We start from the raw sequence: 1,776 nt of genomic DNA on the forward strand, positions 1-1,776 counted from the left end.
CGTTTGAGCTACAAGCGACTGGCGTAAAGGTATATGGCTGGGTTGAAGATCCCGATACCTATCCGATGGCACTAAGCGCCACAGCATGGAGTATTTGCGCGAATACGCTCATTTACGCCCGCGCACCAACGTGACCGGTGCTGTAATGCGTGTACGCAATACATTGTCGCAAGCCATCCACCGATTTTTCCACGAGCACGGTTACCTGTGGGTCAGCACACCGATTATTACTACGTCGGACTGTGAAGGCGCCGGTGAAATGTTCCGTGTTTCGACGCTTGATTTGATGAATGTCCCTAAAACCGAGCAAGGTAATGTTGATTTTTCACAAGACTTCTTCGGTAAAGAAGCGTTTTTAACGGTCTCGGGGCAGCTCAACGTTGAATCCTATGCATGCTCATTGAGCAAAGTTTATACCTTTGGTCCGACATTCCGAGCGGAAAACTCAAACACGAGTCGTCACTTGTCAGAATTTTGGATGGTTGAGCCAGAAGTTGCGTTTGCCGACCTCGATGATGTCGCGCACCTTGCCGAAGACATGTTGAAGTATGTCTTCAAAGCGGTACTTGAAGAACGCCCTGACGATATGGCGTTCTTTGAGCAACGCATTAATAAAGACGTGGTCGAGCGCCTCACACGTATGGTCGACAGTGACTTTGTTCACATGGACTACACGGATGCCATCGAGATCTTGAAAAACTGTGGTAAGAAATTTGAGTACCCAGTTGAATGGGGAGTCGACCTACAATCGGAGCATGAGCGCTATTTAGCCGAGGAGCACGTCGGAGCGCCTGTCATCTTGAAGAACTACCCTCGTGATATCAAAGCTTTTTACATGCGTCAGAACAAAGACGGCAAAACCGTTGCAGCGATGGACGTATTAGCACCAGGTATTGGCGAAATCATTGGCGGTAGTGCGCGTGAAGAGCGCCTTGATGTGCTCGACCAGCGTATTGCGGAAATGGACCTGCCGGCTGAAGAGTACGAGTTCTATCGAGACTTGCGTCGCTACGGTACTGTGCCACATGCAGGTTTTGGCTTAGGCTTTGAGCGTTTAGTGTCTTACGTTACGGGTATGCAAAATATTCGTGATGTGATCCCTTTCCCGCGTGCGCCCAAATCGGCACAGTTCTAAGCTCGCCCGTTTATCCAATATGAATATAAAAAAGCCAGCAACTGCTGGCTTTTTTATTATTGACACTCTATTGCGCTACTCGCCCACTTGGCTCGCGGTTAAAAAGTAAGGCAAATAGTCCTTCTCAGGTTTTATAGGTGTGGGTACTGCGGGCGTTCCAATGTAAAGAAAACCTACAATTTCATCATCTGCGCTACATTTAAATTGCTCGCGCACGTAGTCGCTTTGAGCTGGCCAACCCGTACGCCAAATAGCCCCAAGCCCTTGTGCAAAAGCCGCCTGTTGCATCGCCATCAGCGCACAGGCTGTGGTAGCAAACTGTTCGTCACGAGGCACTTTATCGTGCTTTTGATAACGCAAACAGGCAGTAATGATAAGTGGTGCCCGAAATGGGATTTGGCCCGCTTGTTCAACTCGTTCTTCGGAAAAATCGTTAAGCCTCGCAGCTTGTTGATAGATGTCCGCCAGTATTTGTCGATCACTCCCCATAAATTGATAAAATGCATAGGGACTTAGGTTCACGTGATCGGGTACTCTCACAGCAGCTTTTTTAATGATTTCAAGCTGTTCGGGGGTTGGCGCTGGTTCTATTAAGCGCGGCATTGATGAGCGTGTCTGTAGCAGTTCTAGCGCGTCCATAT

Annotated in this window: 1 protein-coding gene and 1 pseudogene; one reads left to right on the plus strand and one right to left on the minus strand. The window is 48.7% G+C overall.

The window, feature by feature from the left end; all coding sequences use genetic code 11:
- A pseudogene (gene asnS, locus OS145_RS07600) lies at positions 1-1,135 on the plus strand (asparagine--tRNA ligase); the annotation flags it as partial.
- 75 nt (positions 1,136-1,210) lie between these two features.
- Here the strand turns inward: asnS and OS145_RS07605 are convergent.
- Positions 1,211-1,776 (minus strand): nitroreductase family protein (locus OS145_RS07605; protein WP_006955746.1); only part of this gene is annotated, 566 nt, incomplete at its 5' end.

This window comes from Idiomarina baltica OS145 (assembly GCF_000152885.1).
Taxonomy (GTDB): Bacteria; Pseudomonadota; Gammaproteobacteria; order Enterobacterales; family Alteromonadaceae; genus Idiomarina; species Idiomarina baltica.